The organism is Blastococcus sp. SYSU D00868, assembly GCF_054050575.1.
The window spans coordinates 1-20,835 of sequence record NZ_JBJGZO010000027.1 but is presented as its reverse complement, the minus strand read 5'-3'; the positions used below and the strand labels follow the sequence as shown (position 1 = coordinate 20,835).

Sequence of the window (20,835 nt, the reverse complement as noted above, 5' to 3'; positions counted from 1 at the left end):
CGGGCCCGGTGACGGCCTCCACCGCCGAGGGGCGGGCGGCGGCCGCGCGGGCGTGGGCCGCGCTGCGCCCCGGGCTGGCCGCCGACGCCGAGGCGGCCCTCGGCGCCGAGGCCGACGCCTTCCTCGCCCGCGCCGACCTCGCCCTCCTCGACGTGCACGAGCCGCTGGCGGCGCTCTACGGCGCCGACCGTGCGGACGCGCTGCTGGCGCGGGCACTGGGCGTCGTCCTGGCCGCGGCGGCCGACCGCCCGGCGGAGCTGCGGCGGCTGGACCGCCGCCGGGAGATCGACCCGGGCTGGTTCCTGCGGGCGCGGATGCAGGGCTACGTCTGCTACGTCGACCGGTTCTGCGGCACCCTCGACCGGCTGCCCGGCCACCTGGACCACCTGGCCGGCCTGGGCACCACCTACCTGCACCTGATGCCGCTGCTGCGCCCGCGCGAGGGCGAGAACGACGGCGGCTACGCCGTCGCCGACCACCGCGCCGTCGACCCCCGGCTGGGCACGATGGCAGACCTCGAGGCGGTCGCGGCGGCGCTGCACGAGCGGGACATGAGCCTGTGCATCGACCTGGTGGTCAACCACACGGCGCGCGAGCACCCGTGGGCCCGGGCCTGGCTGGCCGGCGACCCGGCGTACGCGGGCTTCTACACCGCCTTCCCGGACCGGACGATGCCCGACGCCTACGACGCGACGATCCCCGAGGTGTTCCCCGACCGGGCGCCGGGGTCATTCAGCTGGGTGCCCGAGGCCTGCGACGGCGCCGGCGGCTGGGTGTGGACGACGTTCTGGCCCTACCAGTGGGACCTCGACTACACCAACCCCGAGGTCACCCTCGCGATGCTGGGCGAGATCACCTGGCTGGCCAACCGCGGCGTCGACGTCTTCCGCATGGACGCCGTCCCGTTCCTCTGGAAGCGGCTGGGCACCACCTGCCAGAACCAGCCGGAGGGCCACACCCTCCTCCAGCTGCTGCACGCGCTGACCCGGCTGGCCGCGCCCGGCGTGGTGTTCAAGGCGGAGGCGATCGTCGCGCCCGACGACCTCGTGCCCTACCTCGGGGCGCACGAGCGGTACCGGCCCGAGTGCGAGCTGGCGTACCACAACTCGCTCATGGTGCAGCTGTGGAGCAGCCTCGCGACGCGGGACGTCCGGCTGGCCCGGCACGCGCTGGGCCGGATGCGGCCGGTCCCGCCGACCACCACGTGGGTGACCTACGTGCGCGGGCACGACGACATCGGCTGGGCGGTCACCGACGAGGACGCCGCGGCGGTCGGGCTGGACGGTTTCGCGCACCGGCGCTTCCTCAACGACTTCTACTCCGGCCGCTTCCCCGGGTCGTTCGCCCGCGGCGCGCCGTTCCAGGAGAACGAGGCCACCGGCGACGCCCGGATCTCCGGGTCCACCGCCTCCCTGTGCGGCATCGAGGCCGCACTGGAGGCCGGCGACGCCGCGGCGCTGGAGGCCGGGATCCGCCGGCTGGTCCTGCTGTACTCCGTGGTCTACGCGTGGGGCGGGATCCCGCTGCTCTACATGGGCGACGAGCTCGCGCTGCGCAACGACGCCGGCTACCTCGCCGACCCGGCCCGCGCCCCGGACAACCGGTGGATGCACCGCCCGCCGATGGACTGGGCCGCGGCCGACCGGGCGCGGGACCCCGCGACGCTCGAGGGGCGGGTGCTCGCCGCCGTCCGCCGGCTGGGCGAGGTCCGCCGGTCGCTGGTGGCGCTGCGCGGCGGGGTGGAGGCCGAGCTGCTCGACGCCGGGGACGACGCCGTCCTGGCGTGGCGGCGCCGGCACCCCCGCGGCGGCGCGTTCGTCGGCCTGGCCAACGTCGCCCCCGGCCCGCGCGCGGTGGACGCCGACACCGTCACCGGCTTCGGCACGCTCGCCTGGGTGCACGGCAGCGACGGCCCGCTGGGTGCCGGCGGCGGGCGGGTGGTCGTGCCGGGCCTCGGCTTCGCCTGGTACGCCGAGCCGTGACCGGCCCGGTGGGGGTCACCCTCGGCGTGGAGGAGGAGTTCCACTGCGTCGACCCCGGGACGCTCGCGCTCACCCCGGCGCCGCGGGCCGTGGCGGCCGCGCTGGCCGGGGAGGCGGGCCGCCGGGTGCACCCGGAGATCGTCACCACCCAGCTGGAGACGACGACCGAGGTGTGCACCACGCTCGCCGAGGTCCGGGCCGAGCTGGTCGCCGCCCGGCGGGACGCGGCCGCGGCGGCCGCGCGCGACGGCCTGGTCCTGCTGCCGGCCTCCACCCACCCGTTCGGCAGCTGGCAGCAGCAGCCGCTCACCGGCGCCGACCGCTACCGGGCGATGGGGGAGCGGTGGGGGGTGCTGGCCCGGCAGCAGGACATCTGCGGCTGCCACGTGCACGTCGGCGTCCCCGACACCGACACCGCCGTCGCCGTGCTGGACCGGGCCCGGCCGCACCTGCCGCTGCTGCTGGCGATGACCGGCAGCTCGCCGTTCCACGACGGGCTGGCCACCGGCTACCAGAGCTTCCGCACCGTGTGGTGGGGGCGCTTTGCGCACGCCGGCGCACCCGAGCAGCTCGGCTCGGCCGCGGCCTACCGGGAGGTCGTCGCCGGCCTGGTCGCCGCGGGCGTCGTCGCGGACGCCTCGCAGGTGTACTGGGACGTCCGGCCGTCGGCGCACCTGCCCACCGTCGAGTTCCGGATCGCCGACGTGTGCACCTCGCCCGAGGACGCCGTGCTGCACGCCGGGCTGGTCCGGTCGCTGGTCCGGGTGCTGGCGGCGCGGGCCGCCGACGGCGAGCCTGCCCCCGACCCGCGGCCGGAGCTGCTGCGGGCCGCCCGGTGGCGCGCCGCCCGCGACGGGCTGGGCGGCGAGCTGTTCGACCCGGTGCGCGGCGAGCTGCTCCCGGCGCGGGCCCTGCTCGACCGCTTCCTCGGCGAGCTCGAGGACGACCTGCGCGCCGCCGGCGAGTGGGCCGAGGTGACCGGGCTGCTGCAGCGGCTGCTGGACCGGGGCACGTCGGCCACCCGCCAGCTCACCGCCTGGCGGCGCACCGGCGACCTGCGCGCGGTCGCGGCGCAGGTGGTGGCGGAGGGGGCGGTGGAGCCGGCGGGTGTCCCCACCGCCGCCCCGGGTAACGAGACCCCATGACCTCACGCCCCCTCGCCGTCGTCACCGGCGCCTCCAGCGGCATCGGCCTCGAGCTCGCCCGGCAGTTCGCCACCCACGGCTTCGACCTGGTCGTCAACGCCGAGGACGCCGAGCTGGCCGCGGCCGCCGACCAGCTGCGCGCCGAGGGCGTGGACGTCGCCGCGGTGCGGACCGACCTGCGCACCCGGGACGGCGTCGAGGGCCTCTACGCCGCGGTCGCCGCCACCGGCCGGCCGGTCGCGGCCGTGGCGCTGAACGCCGGGGTCGGCAAGGGCGGGCCGTTCGTCGACAACCCGATCGAGGACGAGCAGTCGATCATCGACCTCAACGTCACGGCCACCTTCCGGCTGGCCAAGCTGTTCCTCCGCGACATGGCCGCCCGCGGCGAGGGCAGGGTGCTGTTCACCTCGTCGATCGCCTCGACCATGCCCGGGCCCCACCAGGCGGTCTACAACGCCTCGAAGTCCTTCGTCCAGTCGCTGGCCGAGGCGCTGGCCACCGAGCTGCGCGACACCGGCGTCACCGTCACCTCGCTGATGCCCGGGCCCACCGACACCGAGTTCTTCGAGCGCGGCGACCTGCTCGACACCAAGCTCGGCCAGGGCCCGAAGGACGACCCGGCGCAGGTGGCGAAGCAGGGCTTCGACGCGCTGATGGCCGGCAAGGACAAGGTCGTCGCGGGGTCGCTGATGACCAAGGCGCAGGCCGCGGCGAACAGCGTGCTGCCGGACAGGCTCAAGTCCGCGGCCCACGCGAAGATGGCCGAGCCCGGCTCGGCGTGACCGCCCCACGGCGGGCCGCGAGCGGCCGGCTGTCCAGCCGGCCGCCCGCCGCGCCGGCGGCGGTGCCGCACCCGCCGGGGGAGCGGGCGCTCGACCTGGGGCCGGACGCGCAGGCCCGGCTGCTCGTCCCCGCCCGGGCGCCGGGCCCGCGGCCGCTGCTGGTGTTCTTCCACGGGGCGGGGGGCTCCGCGGCGCAGGGCCTGGCCGCCGTCGGCGGGCCCGCGGCCGCGCACGGGGCGCTCGTGCTGGCGCCGTCGTCGGTCGCGGTGACGTGGGACCTCGTGGCCGGCCGGCTGGGCCGCGACGTCGCCGTCCTCGACGCCGCGCTCGAGCAGGTCTTCGCCCGGCAGCCGGTCGGCCGGATCGCCCTCGGCGGCTTCTCCGACGGCGCGTCCTACGCGCTCTCGCTCGGCCTGGTCAACGGCGACCTGGCCGACGCGGTGCTCGCCTTCTCACCCGGCTTCGTGGCCGCCCCGGCGCGCACCGGCCGCCCGCGGATCTGGGTCGCGCACGGCACCGGCGACCGCGTGCTGCCGGTCGACCGGTGCGGCCGCCGGGTGGCCGGCGACCTCACGCGGGCCGGCTACGACGTGACCTACGACGAGTTCGACGGCGGCCACGTCGTGACCCCGGCCCTGGTCACCGCCGCGCTGGACGCCTGGCTCGGCCCGCCCGGCTAGGCCGAGCGGCGCTCCGTCACGTCCTCGCGCCCGGCCGCCTCGCCGTCCTTGGGGCCGCCGGTCTTGGAGACCGAGAAGTCCGGCCCCAGCTGCTCGAGCGCCAGCCGGCCGTAGACCTGCTGCTGGGTGGCCACCCGCTGGGAGCGGCCGCGGCCCAGGAAGCTGATCAGCCAGTGGAACACCGTGGTGATGCGGCTCTTGAACCCGACGATGTACATCAGGTGCACCACTAGCCACAGCACCCAGGCGATGAAGCCCTCGAACTTGAACCGGCTGATGTCGGCGACCGCGGAGAAGCGGGAGATGGTCGCCATCGAGCCCTTGTCCTTGTAGCGGAAGGGCTGCTGCGCCGGCTTGCCCGCCAGGCGCAGCTGGATCGCCTTCGCGGCGTAGCGGCCGCCCTGGATAGCGACCTGGGCGACACCGGGCAGCTTGTCCAGGCTCATCATGTCGCCGACGACGTGCACCTCGGGGTGCCCGGGCAGCGTGAGGTCGGGCTGCACCGACACCCGGCCGGCCCGGTCCACCTCGGCGCCGGACTGCTCGCCGAGGCTGCGGCCCAGGTTCGACGCCTGCACACCCGCGGCCCAGATCTTGGTGGCGGCGGGGATGCGGCGGACCTGCCCGTCGCCGTCCTTGACCGTGAGGCCGTCGGCGTCGACGTCGGTGACCATCGCGCCCAGCTGCACCTCCACGCCGATGCGGTTGAGCTGCCGGCGGGCGCGGTCGCCGAGCTTCTCGCCGAAGCTGGGCAGCACCTTGGGCGCGGCGTCGAGCAGGATGATCCGCGCCTGGGTCGGGTCGATGTTGCGGAAGTCGCGGCGCAGCGTGCGGCGGGCCAGCTCGGCGATCTGCCCGGCCATCTCCACGCCGGTGGGGCCGGCGCCGACGACCACGAAGGTCATCAGCCGGTCGATCTCCTCCTGGCTGGTGGCCAGCTCGGCCAGCTCGAACGCGCCGAAGATCCGGCCGCGCAGCTCCAGGGCGTCGTCGATGCTCTTCATGCCCGGGGCGAACTCGGCGAACTGGTCGTTGCCGAAGTAGGACTGCCCGGCGCCCGCGGCGACGATCAGCTCGTCGTAGGGGTGCACCGTCGTGCGGCCCAGGATCGTCGAGGTGACGGTGCGGGCGGCCAGGTCGATGTCGGTGACCTCGCCGAGCACCACCCGGGCGTTGTGCTGCCCGCGCAGGATCTCGCGCGTGGCCGGGGCGATCTCGCCCTCGGACAGGATCCCGGTGGCCACCTGGTACAGCAGCGGCTGGAACAGGTGGTGGCTGGTCTTGCCGATCACCGTCACGTCCACCGGCGCGCGCTTGAGCGCCTTGGCGGCGAACAGGCCGCCGAAACCGGAGCCGACGATGACGACCCGCGGTCGCCCGGACGTGGTGGTCGCTCCGGGGCGGTCGTTCGCCTCGGTGGCCGCTCGTGATGTCGTCATGATGACTCCATCCTCCCACTCCAACTCGGGCCCCGCCCGATTCCGACCCGGGCGACTCGGGACACAGTCAGAGCCTCTACCCGCGTCCTCCCCGCTCACGCGGGTGAACCGGATCGCGCCCGGGACCCGCGCCCGGTAGACCGGACGGATGCCCCCGGTGCGCGTCGTCCTCGTGCCCGGCCTGGGCCTCGACGGCCGGTCGCTGACCGGGGTGCGCGCGCGGGTCGACGCCGACGTCGTCCCGCTGCCCGGGATGGGGCGGCGGGGCCCGGTCCCGCCCCTGGACGCGCTGGCCGCCCGGTTGCGGGCCGCGCTCGGCCCGGGACCGGTCGTGCTGGTCGGCCACTCGCAGGGCTGCCAGGTCGTGGCGGCGGCCGCGGCCGACCCGCGGGTGGCGGCCGTCGTCCTGCTCGGCCCGACCACCGATCCGCGGCTGCGTTCCCCGGCCGGGCTGGCCGGCCGCTGGCTGGTCACGGCCTGGGCCGAGCCGTGGTGGCAGGTGCCGCTCGTGCTGGCGCAGTGGCTCACGACCGGCCCCCGGGCGATGGCGGCGCTGTGGCGGCGGGCGGCCCCGGACCCGATCGCCGCCCGGCTGCACGACGTGGCCGTCCCGGTGACCGTCGTCCGCGGCACCCGCGACCGGCTGTGCTCGCGGCCGTTCGCCGCCGCCGTGGCCGCCGCCGCGGCCCGCGGCCGGCTGGTCGAGCTGCCGGGCGCGGTGCACATGACGGTGCACACGCACCCCGCCGACGTCGCCGCCCTGCTGCGGGCGGCGCGGGCGGGGGTCGGGGACACGAGCGGCGGGCGGGGGACGGCGGGCGTGCCACGATGACGTCATGACCGCCACCTCCGCCTCCGCCGGCGCGCTGCTGCACCACGTGCGCACGGGCCGGGCGCGGAGCCGCGCGGAGCTGGTGGCGCTGACCGGCGCGGCGCGCAACACGGTGAGCGCCCGGGTGGACCAGCTGATCGCCGCCGGGTTCCTGGAGGAGGGCGGCCGCGGCTGGAGCACCGGCGGCCGGCCGCCGACGCTGCTGCGGTTCAACAGCCGGGCGGGCTGCGTGCTCGCCGTCGACCTCGGGGTGACCAGCGTCGACGTCGCGGTCACCGACCTGTCCGCCCAGCTCATCGCGTCGGCCGGGCACGCCATCGACATCGCCGAGGGGCCCGGCCCGGTGCTCGTCGAGGCCGACCGGCTGGCGCAGCTGGTGCTCGACGAGGCGGGCCTGTCGGCCGCCGACGTCCGCGCCGTCGGGGTGGGGGTGCCCGGCCCCGTCGAGTTCTCGACCGGGCGGCCGTCCCACCCGCCGATCATGCCGGGCTGGCACGACCACCCGATCCCGCACGCGTTCCGCCGCTTCGAGTGCCCGGTCTTCGTCGACAACGACGTGAACGTGATGGCCCTCGGGGAGATGGGCGTCGCCGGCTCGGACCAGGACGTGCTCGTGGTCAAGGTCGGCACCGGCATCGGCTGCGGCGTCGTCGTCGAGGGCAGCGTCTACCGCGGCGCGCAGGGCAGCGCCGGCGACATCGGGCACATCTACGTCGCCCAGCCCGACGGGCGCGAGGTGGTGTGCCGCTGCGGCAACGTCAACTGCCTCGAGGCGATCGCCGGCGGCGGCGCGCTGCTGCGCGACGCCCTGGCCATGGGGCTGCCGGTCACGACGACCCGGGACGTGGTGGAGCTCGCCGCGCAGGGCGACGGCCCGGCCCTGGAGCTGGTCCGGGCGGCCGGGCGCACGATCGGCACGGTGCTCGCGGCGCTGGTCAACTTCTTCAACCCGCACCGGATCGTCATGACCGGCGGGGTCGCCCAGGCCGGCATCCCGCTGCTGGCGGGCATCCGCGAGGCGGTCTACCGGCGCTCGATGCCGCTGGCGGCCCGGTCGCTGGAGATCAGCGTCAGCAGCGCGCCCGACCTCTCCGGGCGTGTCGGCGCCGCGCTCATGGCGATCGAGGGTTTCCTCGACGAGGACTCGGTCCACCAGGCGCTCGCGCGCTGACCTGCGCGCGGACGGGGCGCCCCGTCCGCCCGGCCCCGGCCCCCCGGGCGTTCCCGCCAGGTTGCGGTTCGGTAACTCCCCGGTCGTCGCTTGACCACCTGTGACTCCGCCCATATGTTCACGCCTGCACGCACTAATGGTCAGCGTTGAGCAGAAGTGCCCCGGGTCGCCCGGAGGACGTCGGCTGCGCGGACCCCCGACCCGCAGGAGGCCCGGTGACGACGTCCCTGGCGCAGCCGCCGCTGCTGGAGATGCACGGCATCGTCAAGACGTTCCCCGGGGTCCGCGCCCTCGGCGGCGTCGACCTGGACGTGCGCGCCGGCGAGGTGCACTGCCTGCTCGGTCAGAACGGGGCCGGCAAGTCCACCCTGATCAAGGTGCTCGCCGGGGCCCACCAGCCCGACGCCGGCCGGATCACCTGGCGGGGCGAGGAGGTGAGCCTCAGCAGCCCGCAGGCCGCGATGAGCCTCGGCATCGCCACGATCTACCAGGAGCTCGACCTGGTCTCCGGCCTCACGGTGGCCGACAACATCTTCCTCGGCCGCGAGCAGGCGAGGTTCGGGCTCACCCGGCCGGCGGTGGCCAACGCGGCGGCCTCCCGACTGCTCACCCGGCTCGGTCACCCGGAGATCCGGCCCACCGCCGAGGTCGGCTCGCTCTCCGCCGCCGCGCAGCAGATGGTCAGCATCGCCCGGGCGCTGTCCCAGGACGCGCGCCTCATCGTCATGGACGAGCCGTCCGCGGTCCTGGACAACGAGGAGGTCGAGCGGCTGTTCGCGGTCGTCCGCGACCTGACGGCCCACGACGTCGCCGTCGTCTACATCTCCCACCGGCTGGAGGAGATCCGCCAGATCGGTGATCGGATCACCGTCCTCAAGGACGGCGCCACGGTGGCCACGGGCCTGCCGGCGCGCGAGACCCCGACCCGCGAGGTCATCACGCTGATGACCGGCCGCACCATCGAGTACGTCTTCCCGGAGCGCCGGGGCCCGGTCGTGGCCGACCAGCCGCCACTGCTGGAGGTCGAGGGCCTGTCCCTGCGGGGGTCCTTCTCCGGCGTCTCCTTCGCGGTCCGCCCCGGCGAGATCGTCGGGCTCGCCGGCCTGGTGGGTGCCGGGCGCTCGGAGATCCTGGAGACCGTCTTCGGGGCCCGGCGCGCGACCGCCGGCACCGTCCGCGTCGGCGGCAAGCGGCTGCGCAACGGCGACGTCGGGGGCGCGGTTGCCGCCGGCGTGGGGCTGGCGCCGGAGGAGCGCAAGAGCCAGGCGCTCCTGCTCGGGGACTCGGTCTACCGGAACATCAGCATCTCCAGCCTGGCCCGCTTCGCCCGCGGCGGCTTCCTCGCCCGAGGAGCGGAGCGCGCCGCGGCGTCCGAGCAGGTGCGTGCCCTGGAGGTGCGCCCCGCCGACGTCGACCGCGAGGTCCGCACGCTGTCCGGCGGGAACCAGCAGAAGGTCGTCCTCGCCCGCTGGCTGCTGCGCGAGTGCCGCGTGCTGCTCCTCGACGAGCCCACCCGCGGTGTCGACGTCGGCGCGCGGTCGGAGATCTACGCGGTGGTGCGCGACCTGGCCGACCGGGGCGTCGCCGTCGTCGTGGTCTCCAGCGAGATCCCCGAGGTCCTCGGGCTCGCCGACCGGGTGCTGGTGATCGCCGACGGCGCGGTCGTGGCCGAGGAGCGGGCCGACGCGCTCGACGAGCACCGGGTGCTCGACCTGGTGATGGAGGGGACCGCCCACCAGGGCACCCCGGTGTCCATGACGATGCAGCACGAAGGGGACGTGGCATGAGCAGCAGCACCACGGCGACGACCGGGACGTCGGCGGACGCGTCCGCGGCACCAGCCGGACGCGGCCGGGAGCCCGGCAGGGGACCGGGTCTGATGTCCGGGCCGGTGGGCCGCAACCTCGGCCTCGTCGTCGCGCTGGTCATCCTCTGCGCCGTCGGACTGATCACCGCCGGGGACCGCTTCGCCGACGTCGACAACATCCTGACGATCCTGCGGGGCGCCTCGATCGTCGGCGTGGTCAGCATCGGCATGACCTTCGTGATCATCGGCGGCGGGATCGACCTGTCGGTCGGTGCCATCGCGGCGCTGGCGTCGGTGTGGGCCACCACCCTGGCCACGCAGCAGCTCGCCGAGGACGTCCACTGGATCGTCATCGTCGTCACGGCGCTCGTCGTCGGCGCGGTCGCGGGCCTGGTCAACGGCGTGGTGATCGCCTACGGCAAGCTCGCCGCCTTCATCGCCACCCTGGCCATGCTCACGGCGGCCCGGGGCCTGGCCGAGATCATCGCGAACCGGCGGACGCAGATCGTCCGGGAGGACGGCTTCCTCGACTTCTTCTCCGGCGACGTGCTGGGCGTCCCCACGCTCGTCATCATCTTCGCGCTGGTGTCCGTGGCCGGCTGGATCCTGCTGAACCGGACGACGTTCGGACGGCGCACCTTCGCCGTCGGCGGGAACGCCGAGGCCGCCCGGCTCGCCGGGATCCGGGTGCAGCTGCACACGGTGAAGCTCTACGTGCTCTCCGGCATCACCTGCGGCATCGCGGCCGTGATGATCATCGGCCGGACGACGACCGGCAGCTCGACCCACGGCACGTTGTGGGAGCTGGAGGCGATCGCCGCCGTGGTCATCGGCGGCACGCTGCTGATCGGCGGCCGGGGCACGATCGTCGGCACCGTCCTCGGCGTGATCATCTTCTTCACGCTGGGCAACGTCTTCACGCTCAACGACCTGTCCAGCTCCGCGCAGGCGGTCGCGCGCGGCGTGATCATCGTCGCCGCCGTCCTGCTCCAGCAGCGGCTGGCCACCGGGAGCTTCACCTTCCGCCGGCCAGGCCAGGACGGGTCCTCCGGTGGACCCGTCGTCCAGGGCAGTCCGGCCGGCGCGGTCTCCGGCGGCACCGGCGACCCGGGCGGCCCCGGCGGCGCCCGCCCCGGCGCGGACCCGACCTGACCTGACCGCCTGGCGGCGTCTCCACCGCCGCAGCCGGCCAGCACCACCCGTCGGGTGCCCGCCCGCCGGACCCAGCACCGCACCCGCAATCCCCGACGAGCACGACCTGGCGGACCAGCCAGGGAGGCGAACACCTGAGGAGAACCCATGTCTGCAGCGAGGCTGCGTCCCTTCCGCCGGATGACCTTCACCGCGGCCGCCCTGCTGAGCGCCGGCGCCCTGGTCGCCGGCTGCACCGGCAACGAGCCGGAGAACTCGGGCGGCGGCGGCAACAACGCCGCGAGTGACAACGACGAGGAGGGCGAGACCGTCCGCATCGGCTTCTCGGCGCCGGCGGCCGACCACGGCTGGATGGCCGGCATCACCGAGGCGGCCCGCGCGGTGGACGAGGAGTACGACGACGTCGAGCTGATCGTCGCCGAGGGCACGAACGACGTGAGCGCCCAGATCGCCCAGGTCGAGACGTTCATCAACGACGGCGTCGACGCGATCGTGCTGCTGCCCTTCGACGGCGACGCCCTGACGCCCGTCGCGCTGGAGGCCATGGAGGCCGGCATCCCGGTCATCAACGTCGACCGCGAGTTCAACAGCCCCTTCGCCGCCCGCGCCACGATCCTCGGCGACAACTACGGCATGGGCGTCTCGGCCGGCACCTACATCTGCGAGCAGCTCGGCGACCAGCCCGACGCCGTGATCGCGGAGATCGCCGGCATCGACTCGCTGCCCCTGACCCAGGACCGCAGCCGGGGCTTTGCCGACGCGCTGGCCGACTGCGGCCTCGAGGTGAGCAACCGGGTCGCGGCGGAGTTCACCGTCGAGTCCGGCGAGGCCGAGGCGGCCAACCTCCTCCAGGCCGCCCCGCAGATCGACGCGATCTGGAACCACGACGACGACCAGGGTGTCGGCGTCCTGGCCGCGATCGAGAACGCCGGCCGCGACGAGTTCTTCATGGTCGGCGGCGCGGGCTCGGCGAACGCCATGCGGGAGATCCAGTCCGGTGACTCGGTCCTCCAGGCGACCGTCATCTACCCGCACACCCAGGCGGCCGACGGTGTCCGGCTGGCCCGCCTGGTGGCCCAGGACAAGAGCGTGTCCGACCTGAACTCCCAGGGGGTGCCCCGGACCATCGTGCTCAACGCCCCGGTGGTCACCGCCGACAACGTCGACGACTTCATCGACGCCGCGTTCGAGTCCTGACCGTCCCTGCGTCGGGGGGGGGGGGGGGGGGGGGGGGGGGGGGGGGGGGGGGGGGGGGGGGGGGGGGGGGGGGGGGGGGGCGGGGGGGGCGGGGCGCGCCGGCCGGCGGGCGGGGGGGGGGCGGGGTGGGGGGGGGGGGGGCCGGGGGGGGGGCCCCCGGCGGCCCCCCCGACCGGGACACGGGCAGCGGCTCAGCGCAGGCCGGGGACGGCACCTGGCCGCGGTGCGGTCCGGAGGACCGCGGTGTCAGTGGGCGGCCGCGTCCCAGCTGTTGCCGAAGCCCACCGAGACCTCCAGCGGCACGGACAGCTGCGCCGCGCCGGCCATCTCGCGGCGGACGAGCGTCTCCAGCGCCTCCCGCTCCCCCGGCGCCACCTCGAGCACGAGTTCGTCGTGGACCTGCAGGAGCATCCGCGACCGCAGGCCCTCCGCGGCGATGGCGGCCTCGACCCGGAGCATGGCCACCTTGATGACGTCGGCGGCCGACCCCTGGATCGGGGCGTTGAGGGCCATCCGCTCGGCCATCTCCCGCCGCTGCCGGTTGTCGCTGGTCAGGTCCGGCAGGTAGCGGCGCCGGCCGAGCGTGGTCACCGTGTAGCCGGTCTGCCGGGCCTCGCCGACGACGGAGTCGAGGTAGTCGCGGATGCCGCCGAAGCGCTCGAAGTAGGCGTGCATCTGCCCGCGCGCCTCCTCCGGGGTGATCCGCAGCTGCTGGGCGAGGCCGTACGCCGACAACCCGTAGGCCAGGCCGTAGCTCATGGCCTTGATCCGCCGGCGCATCTCCGGGTCGACCTGCTCGATCGGGATGTCGAAGGCCTTCGACGCCACGAACGAGTGCAGGTCCTCCCCCGAGGTGAACGCCTCGATGAGCCCCTCGTCGCCGGACAAATGGGCCATGATCCGCATCTCGATCTGGCTGTAGTCGGCGGTCATCAGCGACTCGTAGCCGCCGCCCACGACGAACGCCTGGCGGATGCGCCGCCCCTCGGCCGTCCGGATCGGGATGTTCTGCAGGTTCGGGTCGGTCGAGGACAGCCGCCCGGTCGCGGCGATCGTCTGCTGGAACGTGGTGTGGATGCGGCCGCCGTCGTCGACCATCGGGATCAGCCCGTCGATGACCGTACGCAGCCGCGTGACGTCGCGGTGCCGCAGCAGGTGCTCGAGGAACGGGTGCCCGGTCTGCGCCAGCAGCGAGGTCAGCGCCTCGGCGTCGGTGGTGTAGCCCGACTTGATCTTCTTCGTCTTGGGCAGCCCGAGCTCGTCGAACAGCACGGCCTGCAGCTGCTTGGGCGAGCCGAGGTTCACCTCGTGCCCGATGACGGCGAAGCACTCCGCCGCCGCGGCGGCGACGCCCTCGGCGAACTCCCGCTGCAGCTCGTGCAGGAAGTCCAGGTCCGCGGCGATGCCCCGGAACTCCATCGCCGCGAGCACGCGGGTCAGCGGCAGCTCGATGTCGCCGAGCAGGCCGTCCGCGTCGCGCTGGCCGAGCAGCTGCTCGAGCGCGTCGGACAGGTCGTTGACCGCCACCGCCTTGAGGACGTCGGCGTGCGCGGCCTCCGCGGCCAGGTCCGCCTCGCTCGGGCCCATCCCGTCGAGGGTCAGCTGGCCCTCCGGCGCGGCGGCGTCCTTGAGCTCGCGACGCAGGTAGCGCACCGCCAGGTCGGCGAGGTCGAACGAGCGCTGACCGGGGGTGGCCAGGTAGGCGGCCAGCGCGGTGTCGCTGATGAGCCCGTTCAGCTCCCAGCCGCGCGCCCAGACCGCCAGCAGCGGGCCCTTGACGTCGTGGGCGACCTTCGGGCGGTCGGCGTCGGCCAGCCAGTCGGACAGGGCCTGCTCGTCGGCCGCGTCGAGGTCCGGCCCGAGGTCGACGTAGGTGGCGTGGTCGTCGCCGGCGGCCAGCGCCAGCCCGGTCAGCTCGCCGGTGCCGCGCCCCCAGGTGCCGCGGAAGACCAGTCCGGTGCGGCCGCGGGCGTGCGCGTCCAGCCAGGCGCCGAGGCCGCCGGGCGCGACCTCGTCGGCCGTGACCTCGAAGCCGCCCTCGACCTCCGGCTCGGCGCTGGTGAGGGTGGCGAACAGCCGGTCGCGGAGCACCCGGAACTGCAGGTTGTCGAAGAGGGTGTGCACCTCGTTGCGGTCCCAGGGCTGGACGGCGAGGTCGACCGGCCCCACCTCCAGCGGCACCCGCCGGTCCAGCTCGGTGAGCCGCCGGTTCTGCAGCACCGAGGACAGGTGCTCGCGCAGCTTCTCCCCGACCTTGCCCTTGACGGTGTCGACCTGGTCGACCAGCGCGTCCAGCGAGCCGTACTCGCGGACCCACTTGGCCGCGGTCTTCTCCCCCACGCTCGGGATGCTGGGCAGGTTGTCGCTCGGGTCGCCGCGCAGCGCCGCGAAGTCCGGGTACTGCACCGGGGTCAGGCCGTACTTCGCCTCGACCTCCTCGGGCGTGAACCGGGTCAGGTCCGAGACGCCCTTGCGCGGGTAGAGGACGGTGACGTGCTCGTTGACCAGCTGCAGCGCGTCGCGGTCGCCGGTGCAGATCAGCACGTCCATGCCCGCGTCGACGGCCTGCACGGTCAGCGTGGCGATGACGTCGTCGGCCTCGAAGCCCTCGGCGGTGATCACCGGCACGTGCAGCGCGGCGAGCACCTCCTGGATCAGGCTCACCTGGCCGCGGAAGTCGGTGGGGCTCTCCGACCGGTTGGCCTTGTACTCCGCGTAGATCTCGCTGCGGAAGGTCTTGCGGCCGACGTCGAACGCGACGGCCAGGTGCGTGGGCGCCTCGTCGCGCAGGACGTTGATCAGCATCGACGTGAAGCCGTAGACGGCGTTGGTCGGCTGGCCGGTGGTCGTCGAGAAGTTCTCCACCGGCAGGGCGAAGAAGGCCCGGTAGGCCAGCGAGTGCCCGTCGAGCAGCAGCAGGCGGGGGCGCGGCCCGCTCGGGGTCGAGGGGGCGGCGGGCGCGGAGGTGGTGACCGGTGCGGACATCGCCCGCGATCCTAGGTCCGGGCACCGACAGGGCCCGACCCGCGGAGGAGCCGGACCCGGCGGCGCGGCGGCCGCTGGCTACCGTGCCGTCCCGTGACCGTCCTCGCCCCGCCCGACTGGATCCCGGCCGGCCAGAGCAGCCCGCTGGACGACAAGCTCGGCATCCGCATCACCGACTTCGACCCCGACCGGACGGTCGCGACGATGCCCGTCGCCGGCAACGAGCAGCCCTACGGGCTGCTGCACGGCGGCGCCACCTGCGCGCTCGTGGAGTCGGTCGGCTCGTGGGCGGCGGCGCTCAACGCCGGCCCGCAGCGCCGGGTGGTGGGCATCGAGCTCAACGCGAGCTACCTCCGGGCCGCCACCTCGGGGACGGTCACCGCCGTGGCCACGCCGGTGCGGCGGGGGCGCTCGCTGTCCACCTTCCTGGTCGAGGTCACCGACGACGCCGGCCGCGTCACCGCCACCGCCCGGCTGACCTGCATGACGCTGGACGCCTGACTCGCGGGCGACCCGCCTCAGGCCCCCCGCGCCCGCGGGGCGGCCAGCGGCAGGCCCGGCACCGGCAGCCGCCGGCGGGCGGTCACCCGGCGCGGCGCCGGCACGGGGGGCCGGCCGCGCTGCCAGCCCGCCAGCGCGCGGAGGAGGTTCTCGCGGGGCACGATGCGCCGCGTGTGCAGCGGCGCGAAGCCCATCCGCGCGAAGAAGCGCTGCCGCTCGGCCTCGGGCCCGACCGCCGCGACGACGTGCGCCGCCCCGCAGCGCCCGGCGTGCTCGGCGGCCGCGGCCAGCAGGGCCGTACCCGCCCCGCGCCGCCGGTGGTCCCGGTGCACCACCAGGTTGTCGACGGTCACCTGCGGCAGGCCCAGCACCCGCGACAGCGGGTCGACGCCGAGGACCGCCAGGCCGACCACCTGCTCGCCGGCGCCGCCCCCGGCGCCGTCCCCCGCGTCGGCCCCGGGCAGCACGGCGAGGACGACGGTGTGGCCGGGGTCGGCCAGCAGCCGCCGGAACCCGTCCGCCGCCGCGCTGCCGGGCGCCTGGCCGGTGAGGACGCCCTCGGCGTGCGACTCGGCCCGGTGCTGGCGCACCAGCGCGAGGACGGCGGGCAGGTCGTCGGGACGCGCCACGCGCGTCGCGATGCGGGACCGAGAACCGGATGCGGGCACCGGATGCCTCCCCTGGACGGTGCGCGCAGGGTGGCACCGACGGCCCCGGCGGTCGCCGTGACGCGCCGTCGCGGGACGGGCGTGACGGGAGTGGCTGGTCGCGGAACGGTCACAGCTGGTCGGGGACGGAACAGACTTGCAACTTCTCTGGGTTACCTTCCGTGCTCCACTCACACGCAGGGAGCACGCGTGACGCACGCGCCAGAGCGCGTCCGCCGGGAAGACCCCCGTCGGACGCCGTCCCCCTCCGCGGGACGGGCCGGTACCCCCGGCCACCGATCGTCCGCCGGGCGGATCCTCCTGAGGGTCCTGCTGGTCACCTTCTTCGGCCTGTCGATCGCCGCCCTCACCCCCGGCGTCGCCTCGGCCGAGAACGAGCAGGTGCGTGGCACCCTCACGACGAACACCACCGGCCCCATCGAGGGCGTCACGGTCACCGTCGAGACGGCCGACGGCCAGGAGGTCGGCGAGGCCCAGAGCGACGAGCGGGGCCGCTTCTCGGTCCCGGTCCCCGGCCCGGGCGAGTACGTCGTCACCCTCGACACCGACGACCTGCCCGAGGGCGTCCAGCTCGGCGGGGGCGGCGACACCCGCACGGTGACCGTCGAGCTCAACGGCCGCGAGCCGGTGAACTTCGGGCTGAACACCGGCGAGCGCGGCGGCAGCGACCGCATCCTCGCCGTCCAGCTGTTCGTCGACGGCCTGCGGTTCGGCCTGCTGATCGCGATCAGCGCGGTGGGCCTGTCCCTGATCTTCGGCACGACCGGGCTGACCAACTTCGCGCACGGCGAGCTGGTCACCATCGGCGCGATCGTCGCCTTCTACCTCAACGTGGACGGCGGCATCCCGCTGATCGCCTCGGCGCTGATCGCGGTGGTCGTCGGCGGCCTGATCGGCGCGCTCAACGAGATCGGGCTGTGGCGGCCGCTGCGCCGGCGCGGGACGGGGCTGGTCGCGGCGCTGGTCGTGTCGATCGGCCTCTCGCTGGCGGTCCGCTACCTGATCCAGGTCATCTACGGCGGCCGGTCCAACCCCTACCTGGACTACCAGTCCCAGCGGGCGCGCGACTACGGCGCCTTCGCGCTCACCGACCGCGACCTGTACTCGATCATCATCTCGCTGGTGGTCCTCCTGGGCGTCGCGCTGATGCTGCAGCGCAGCCGGATCGGCAAGGCGATGCGCGCCGTCGCGGACAACCGCGACCTGGCCGCCTCCTCCGGCATCAACGTGGACCGGGTCATCCTGGTCGTCTGGGTCATGGGCGGCGCCCTCGCCGCGCTCGGTGGCGTGCTCCTCGGGCTGTCGGACCAGATCCAGTGGGACATGGGCTTCCGGCTGCTGCTGCTGATGTTCGCCGGGGTCACCCTCGGCGGGCTCGGCACCGCCTACGGCGCCCTCGTCGGCAGCGTCATCGTCGGCGTGTTCGTGCAGATGTCCACGCTCGTCATCCGCGACGACATGAAGTACGTCGGAGGTCTGCTCCTCTTGATCGTCATCCTCATGATCCGGCCCCAGGGCATCCTGGGCAGCCGCGCACGGATCGGCTGACCGGCCGTGGGAGAGCTCCTCGACGCGTTCCAGCTCGGCGTCCGCGCGATGTTCGCCTACCAGGCGGTCTTCTTCGCGCTGCTCGCGATCGGGCTGAACCTGCACTTCGGGTACACGGGCCTGCTGAACTTCGGGCAGATCGCCTTCGCGATGGTGGGCGGCTACGGCATCGCCATCTCCGTCGCCCAGTGGGACCTGCCGTTCTGGGTCGGCGTCGTCGTCGGCCTCGGCGCGGCGGTGATCCTGGCGCTGCTGCTCGGCCTGCCCACCCTGCGGCTGCGCGCCGACTACCTCGCGATCGTCACGATCGCGACGGCGGAGGCCCTGCGGCTGTTGTTCCGGTCGGTGGGCTCCACGGAGATCACCGGCAGCACCGAGGGCCTGTTCGACTTCAACAGCAGCTTCTTCACGCTGTGCCCGTGGTCGGTCAGCGGCCGGTTCGACATCCTCGGCACCCGGTGGCGCGGCAGCGAGCTGTGGGTCATCACGGTCGGCTGGGCGATCGTGCTGCTGTCCTGCCTGCTCGTCTGGGCGCTGATGCGCAGCCCGTGGGGCCGCGTGCTGCGCGCCGTCCGTGAGGACGAGGACGCGGCGCGTGCGCTGGGCAAGAACGTCTACGCGTTCAAGATGCAGTCCCTGGTGCTCGGCGGCGTCTTCGGTGCCCTCGGCGGGATGGTCTACGCGGTCGGCACCGGGTCGCAGAACCCGGACCAGTACCAGAACGCCAACACGTTCCTCGCCTACGGCGCGCTCATCCTCGGGGGCGCGGCCACCGTCGCCGGCCCGGTCATCGGGGCGATGCTGCTGTGGTTCATCATCGCGTTCTCCGACAGCGCGCTGGCGGCGCTGGTGGGCGAGGGCAACTCGTTCTTCGGCCTGTTCGAGTGGAGCGACCTGCTCTCGGCCACCGACATCGCCTACATCCGGTTCATCATCATCGGGTTGGGCCTGATGCTCCTCATGATCTTCCGACCGCAGGGCATCCTCGGTGACCGACGAGAGGTGATGCTCGATGCCCGCTGACCAGCCCACGGGGGCCACCGCGGCCTCCCAGCAGCCCGGGGCCGCCCCGGGCGGCGCCGCACCGGCCCGGCTCGCCCAGGCCGCGCTGCGCGACGTGCCCTGGGAGGTCGGGGTCGCCAAGCCCGACCCGGCGATCGTCGTCGACGGCGTCACCCGCACCTTCGGCGGTCTCACCGCCGTGTCGGTCGACCACCTGGAGGTCCAGCGCGGCGGGATCACCGGGCTGATCGGCCCCAACGGCGCGGGGAAGACGACGCTGTTCAACCTGCTCACCGGGTTCGACCAGCCCAACGCCGGCACGTGGTCGTTCGACGGCCGGCCGCTGGGCCGGCTCTCGCCGCACCAGGTCGCCCGGCTCGGCGTCGTCCGGACCTTCCAGCTGACCAAGGCGCTGTCCCGGCTCACCGTGCTGCAGAACATGCTGCTCGGCGCCAAGGAGCAACGCGGCGAGAGCTTCTTCCGCTCGCTGTGGCCGGGGAGCTGGCGCAAGCAGGAGGAGGCGAACACCGCCAAGGCGCTCGACCTGCTCGCCCGGTTCAAGCTCGACGCCAAGAAGGACGACTTCGCCGGCACCCTGTCCGGTGGTCAGCGCAAGCTGCTCGAGATGGCGCGGGCGCTGATGAGCGACCCGAAGGTCGTCATGCTCGACGAGCCGATGGCCGGCGTGAACCCCGCGCTGACCCAGAGCCTGCTCGGGCACGTCAAGGACCTGCGCGAGCAGGGCATGACGGTGATCTTCGTCGAGCACGACATGGACGTCGTCCGGGACATCAGCGACTGGGTGGTGGTCATGGCCGCCGGCCAGGTCATCGCGGAGGGCCCGCCGGAGTCCATCAGCCAGAACCAGGCCGTCGTCGACGCCTACCTGGGCGCCCACCACGACGCGCCGCTGACCGTCGAGGAGGAGGACCGGGTGCTCGCCGAGGCCCAGGCGGCCATCGCCTCCGAGGAGGGCACCGACGGCGAGGTCCTGAGCTCGGAGCAGACCGACCGCGAGGGGACCCAGCGATGAGCGAGCCACTGTTCGAGGTCGACGAGTCCGGCGAGGACGTCACCCGCGCCGACGAGGCCGCGGCCGGCGCCACCGAGCTCACCCCGGCCGAGAAGGCCGCGACGCGCGAGGAGCACGTGCGCCTCGCCGAGGGGGCGCTCGTGCGCGCCGACGACCTGGTCGCCGGCTACGTGCCCGGGGTCAACATCCTCCGCGGCGCCGACTTCTACCTGCAGGAGGGCGAGCTGGTCGGCATCATCGGCCCCAACGGGGCCGGCAAGTCGACGCTGCTCAAGACCCTCTTCGGGCTGATCCCGGTCCGCTCGGGCACGGTGACGCTGCGCGGCGAGGACATCACCTCGGCGCCGGCCCACCGGCTGGTGTCGCTGGGCGTCGGCTACGTGCCGCAGAACAACAACGTGTTCCCCTCGCTCACCATCGAGGAGAACATGCAGATGGGCGTCTACCTGCGGCCCAAGACGTTCCAGGAGCGGTTCGACTACGTCATCGACCTGTTCCCGCTGCTCGGCGAGCGGCGCAAGGGCAAGGCCGGTTCGCTGTCCGGCGGCGAGCGGCAGATGGTCGCCATGGGCCGGGCCCTCATGATGTCGCCGTCGGTGCTGCTGCTCGACGAGCCGTCGGCCGGCCTCTCCCCCGCCTACCAGGACGAGGTGTTCATCCGGTGCCGCCGGATCAACGCCACCGGCGTGTCGATCATCATGGTCGAGCAGAACGCCCGCCGCTGCCTGCAGATCTGCGACCGCGGCTACGTGCTCGACCAGGGCCGCAACGCCTACACCGACACCGGCGAGTCGCTCATGCACGACCCGAAGGTGATCGAGCTCTACCTCGGGACGCTGGCCAAGGCCCACTGACGCCCGCCCCCATACCCCGACGGCGGCGGGCCCCCCCCTCGGGCGGGCCCCGCGCCC

The 20,835-nt window shown here is 74.4% G+C and carries 17 protein-coding genes; 14 read left to right on the top strand and 3 right to left on the bottom strand.

The features are described 5' to 3' along the window. The first annotated feature begins 8 nt into the window (after positions 1–8). Genes ACI79F_RS18980 through ACI79F_RS18965 form a run of 4 tightly spaced genes read left to right on the top strand, consistent with a single transcriptional unit; the run spans position 9 to position 4,589 of the window. Positions 9–1,982, top strand: coding sequence for an alpha-amylase family protein (locus tag ACI79F_RS18980; protein ID WP_456546383.1), 1,974 nt, complete (start codon positions 9–11; stop codon positions 1,980–1,982). Further along, the gene (locus ACI79F_RS18975) at positions 1,979–3,127 is read left to right on the top strand and encodes a carboxylate-amine ligase (protein WP_456546382.1); all 1,149 of its coding nucleotides are present in this window, start codon (positions 1,979–1,981) and stop codon (positions 3,125–3,127) included. Before ACI79F_RS18980 ends, ACI79F_RS18975 begins: the two co-directional genes overlap by 4 nt. Continuing rightward, positions 3,124–3,909, top strand: coding sequence for an SDR family NAD(P)-dependent oxidoreductase (locus tag ACI79F_RS18970; RefSeq protein WP_456546381.1), 786 nt, complete (start codon positions 3,124–3,126; stop codon positions 3,907–3,909). The genes ACI79F_RS18975 and ACI79F_RS18970 overlap by 4 nt, the downstream gene beginning before the upstream one ends. Continuing rightward, positions 3,906–4,589, top strand: a complete 684-nt coding sequence (locus ACI79F_RS18965; protein WP_456546380.1) for an alpha/beta hydrolase — start codon at positions 3,906–3,908, stop codon at positions 4,587–4,589. Before ACI79F_RS18970 ends, ACI79F_RS18965 begins: the two co-directional genes overlap by 4 nt. On the opposite strand, the gene ACI79F_RS18960 is transcribed toward ACI79F_RS18965, so the two are convergent. Beyond that, positions 4,586–6,028 (bottom strand): NAD(P)/FAD-dependent oxidoreductase, encoded by a 1,443-nt coding sequence (locus ACI79F_RS18960; protein WP_456546379.1) that lies wholly within the window; start codon positions 6,026–6,028, stop codon positions 4,586–4,588. The two genes, ACI79F_RS18965 and ACI79F_RS18960, sit on opposite strands and share 4 nt — an antisense overlap. Positions 6,029–6,176: 148 nt before the next feature. On the opposite strand from ACI79F_RS18960, the gene ACI79F_RS18955 reads away from it, so the two are divergent. The 5 genes from ACI79F_RS18955 (at position 6,177) to ACI79F_RS18935 (ending at position 12,187) form a co-directional block, all read left to right on the top strand. Next, positions 6,177–6,860, top strand: coding sequence for an alpha/beta fold hydrolase (locus ACI79F_RS18955; protein WP_456546378.1), 684 nt, complete (start codon positions 6,177–6,179; stop codon positions 6,858–6,860). A gap of 4 nt (positions 6,861–6,864) precedes the next feature. Further along, positions 6,865–8,031 carry an ROK family protein gene (locus ACI79F_RS18950; protein ID WP_456546377.1) on the top strand — a complete coding sequence of 389 codons (1,167 nt, stop codon included), beginning with the start codon at positions 6,865–6,867 and terminating at the stop codon, positions 8,029–8,031. Positions 8,032–8,246: 215 nt separating this feature from the next. Further along, positions 8,247–9,818 (top strand): sugar ABC transporter ATP-binding protein, encoded by a 1,572-nt coding sequence (locus ACI79F_RS18945; RefSeq protein ID WP_456546376.1) that lies wholly within the window; start codon positions 8,247–8,249, stop codon positions 9,816–9,818. Between the two features lie 92 nt (positions 9,819–9,910). After that, positions 9,911–10,990, top strand: a complete 1,080-nt coding sequence (locus tag ACI79F_RS18940; RefSeq protein ID WP_456546375.1) for an ABC transporter permease — start codon at positions 9,911–9,913, stop codon at positions 10,988–10,990. Between the two features lie 147 nt (positions 10,991–11,137). Next, complete coding sequence (locus ACI79F_RS18935; RefSeq protein ID WP_456546374.1) at positions 11,138–12,187, top strand: substrate-binding domain-containing protein; 1,050 nt, start codon at positions 11,138–11,140, stop codon at positions 12,185–12,187. 246 nt (positions 12,188–12,433) lie between these two features. Here the strand turns inward: ACI79F_RS18935 and polA are convergent, their stop codons facing one another. Beyond that, on the bottom strand, positions 12,434–15,172 hold the full coding sequence (gene polA / locus ACI79F_RS18930) for a DNA polymerase I (RefSeq protein ID WP_456547232.1): 2,739 nt from the start codon (positions 15,170–15,172) through the stop codon (positions 12,434–12,436). A 93-nt stretch (positions 15,173–15,265) separates the two neighbouring features. Between polA and ACI79F_RS18925 the strand changes: the two genes are divergently transcribed. Next, the gene (locus tag ACI79F_RS18925; protein ID WP_456547233.1) at positions 15,266–15,673 is read left to right on the top strand and encodes a PaaI family thioesterase; all 408 of its coding nucleotides are present in this window, start codon (positions 15,266–15,268) and stop codon (positions 15,671–15,673) included. A gap of 17 nt (positions 15,674–15,690) precedes the next feature. Here the strand turns inward: ACI79F_RS18925 and ACI79F_RS18920 are convergent, their stop codons facing one another. Continuing rightward, positions 15,691–16,302 (bottom strand): GNAT family N-acetyltransferase, encoded by a 612-nt coding sequence (locus ACI79F_RS18920; protein WP_456547234.1) that lies wholly within the window; start codon positions 16,300–16,302, stop codon positions 15,691–15,693. A gap of 420 nt (positions 16,303–16,722) precedes the next feature. Between ACI79F_RS18920 and ACI79F_RS18915 the strand changes: the two genes are divergently transcribed. The 4 genes from ACI79F_RS18915 to ACI79F_RS18900 are packed head-to-tail and all read left to right on the top strand — an operon-like array spanning position 16,723 to position 20,778. Next, positions 16,723–17,889 (top strand): branched-chain amino acid ABC transporter permease, encoded by a 1,167-nt coding sequence (locus tag ACI79F_RS18915; protein WP_456578933.1) that lies wholly within the window; start codon positions 16,723–16,725, stop codon positions 17,887–17,889. Positions 17,890–17,895: 6 nt separating this feature from the next. Next, the gene (locus tag ACI79F_RS18910) at positions 17,896–18,912 is read left to right on the top strand and encodes a branched-chain amino acid ABC transporter permease (RefSeq protein WP_456547236.1); all 1,017 of its coding nucleotides are present in this window, start codon (positions 17,896–17,898) and stop codon (positions 18,910–18,912) included. Then, positions 18,902–19,924 carry an ABC transporter ATP-binding protein gene (locus ACI79F_RS18905; RefSeq protein WP_456547237.1) on the top strand — a complete coding sequence of 341 codons (1,023 nt, stop codon included), beginning with the start codon at positions 18,902–18,904 and terminating at the stop codon, positions 19,922–19,924. Before ACI79F_RS18910 ends, ACI79F_RS18905 begins: the two co-directional genes overlap by 11 nt. Continuing rightward, the gene (locus ACI79F_RS18900) at positions 19,921–20,778 is read left to right on the top strand and encodes an ABC transporter ATP-binding protein (protein WP_456547238.1); all 858 of its coding nucleotides are present in this window, start codon (positions 19,921–19,923) and stop codon (positions 20,776–20,778) included. Before ACI79F_RS18905 ends, ACI79F_RS18900 begins: the two co-directional genes overlap by 4 nt. Positions 20,779–20,835: the final 57 nt, after the last annotated feature.